At 56.0% G+C, this 1,623-nt stretch carries 2 protein-coding genes and 1 pseudogene; 2 read left to right on the top strand and 1 reads right to left on the bottom strand.

Annotated features, from left to right (window positions below; genetic code table 11):
- The coding region (locus tag NW858_RS00745; protein WP_414519339.1) for a c-type cytochrome at nt 1–1,191 on the top strand (1,191 nt) is incomplete at its 5' end.
- 1 nt (nt 1,192) lies between these two features.
- A complete protein-coding gene (locus NW858_RS00740; protein WP_414519341.1) occupies nt 1,193–1,537 on the top strand; it encodes a twin-arginine translocation signal domain-containing protein in 345 nt (114 codons plus the stop codon).
- Here the strand turns inward: NW858_RS00740 and NW858_RS00735 are convergent.
- A pseudogene (locus NW858_RS00735) lies at nt 1,517–1,623 on the bottom strand (AAA family ATPase); the annotation flags it as partial. The gene NW858_RS00740 and the pseudogene NW858_RS00735 overlap by 21 nt on opposite strands.

Raw genomic sequence — 1,623 nt, 5'->3', positions numbered from 1 at the left:
AAGAGACATCATATGCACGGGCTTAGATACGTACTCGGGGTAGCCCTTTTCGCTATCCTCTGGGCACAAGACGGCAAGGCTCTCTTCCAGGCCAACTGTGCCTCTTGTCATGCCATCAACAAGCGCGTCGTCGGACCGGCTCTCAAGGGCGTCCATGAACGCTGGGGTAATGACGAAGCCGAACTCATTAAGTTTATCCACAACTCCCAGGCCTACATTAACGGTAACTTCAAAAACTCCGCGTACGCGAAAAAGCTCTACGAGGAGTACAACCGCTCCGTTATGACGGCCTTTACCGGCCTCAGCGACGCCGAAATCAAATCCGTCCTGGACTATATCAAGACGGAGACCGAGGCCCTGGCCAAAGCTGAGACTGCTGCCCCCTCTGCACAGGGCGGTATATCCGGTGCGCCTGCCGGCCAGGCTCCTGGCACCTCTTCTCCCATCCTCTGGGTCCTCGCTCTATCCCTGGGAGCCATCTCGCTCGCCCTCCTCATCGCCGTCGCAGCACTCTCCAAGGTGCTCAGCCCTGAACAAGAATCCACCGGCGCCCCTATCTGGGAAAAGCTCAAGCCCGTCCTCCGCTCCAAACGCTTCATTGCCCTGGTGGCGATCGTGGCCTTCGTCTGGTGGGTCAGCGCTACTACTGTCAAAGCCCGTTCCGTCGGCCTACACAAAGGCTATCAACCCATCCAGCCCATCGCCTTCTCCCACAAAACCCATGCCGGCCAGTACAACATCGCCTGGCAGTATTGCCATATCGGCGTAGAAAAAGGGAAATCCGCCACTATTCCCGCCACCAATATCTGCATGAACTGCCACAACTACATCCAGGAAGGCTCCCGCTACGGCACCAAGGAAATCGCCAAAATCTTAGAATCGTGGGAGAGTGGTAAACCCATCGAATGGGTCCGCATCCATAACCTCCCGGACCTGGTCTACTTCAACCACGCCCAGCACGTCAAAGTCGGTGGTATCGCTTGCCAGACCTGCCATGGCCCTATCGAAGAAATGGAGGAAGTCTACCAATATAGCGACCTGAGCATGGGCTGGTGTATAAACTGCCATCGCGAAACTAAAGTAGACCTCACCGCCAATCCCTACTACGAGCGCCTGCACCAGGCCCTCAAAGAAAAAACCGTGACTGTTGAGCAGATTGGCGGCCTGGAATGCTCCAAATGCCACTACTAATATGAAGCCTTTCGACAAAGACATCCCAGTAGAGGACCTCATGAACGGCGAGCTTTCCACGACTCGCCGGGACTTCCTCAAACTCTGCGGCATCTCTATCAGCGCAGCTGTCCTCGCCGCCTGCGAAAAAACTCCCGTCAAATATGCCCTCCCCTATGTAAAAAAGCCTGCCGAACACATCCCAAGCATCCCCGATTACTACGCTACGTCCTTCTTTGATGGACAAATCTTCCAATCTATCCTGGCAAAAGTCCGGGATGGCCGCCCCATCAAAATAGAGGGTAATCCCTCCTATCCCCTCACTGAAGGCGGCACGCATGTGCGCGGTCAGGCGGCCATCCTCTAGGATCTGCAACAGCAGGTTGAACACATCCGGGTGGGCCTTCTCGATCTCGTCGAAGAGCACCACCGTGTAGGGACGGCGCCGCACCG

The organism is Synechococcus sp. H55.10, from assembly GCF_047502715.1.
Lineage (GTDB): Bacteria > Cyanobacteriota > Cyanobacteriia > Thermostichales > Thermostichaceae > Thermostichus.
The sequence above is the reverse complement of the archived record's forward strand: the minus strand, read 5'-3'. Positions and strand labels throughout refer to the sequence as shown.

Bases quoted from the DNA above. Each gene is read 5' to 3' on its own strand.
- NW858_RS00740 (WP_414519341.1), top strand. From the start codon at position 1,193: ATGAAGCCTTTCGACAAAGACATCCCAGTAGAGGACCTCATGAACGGC.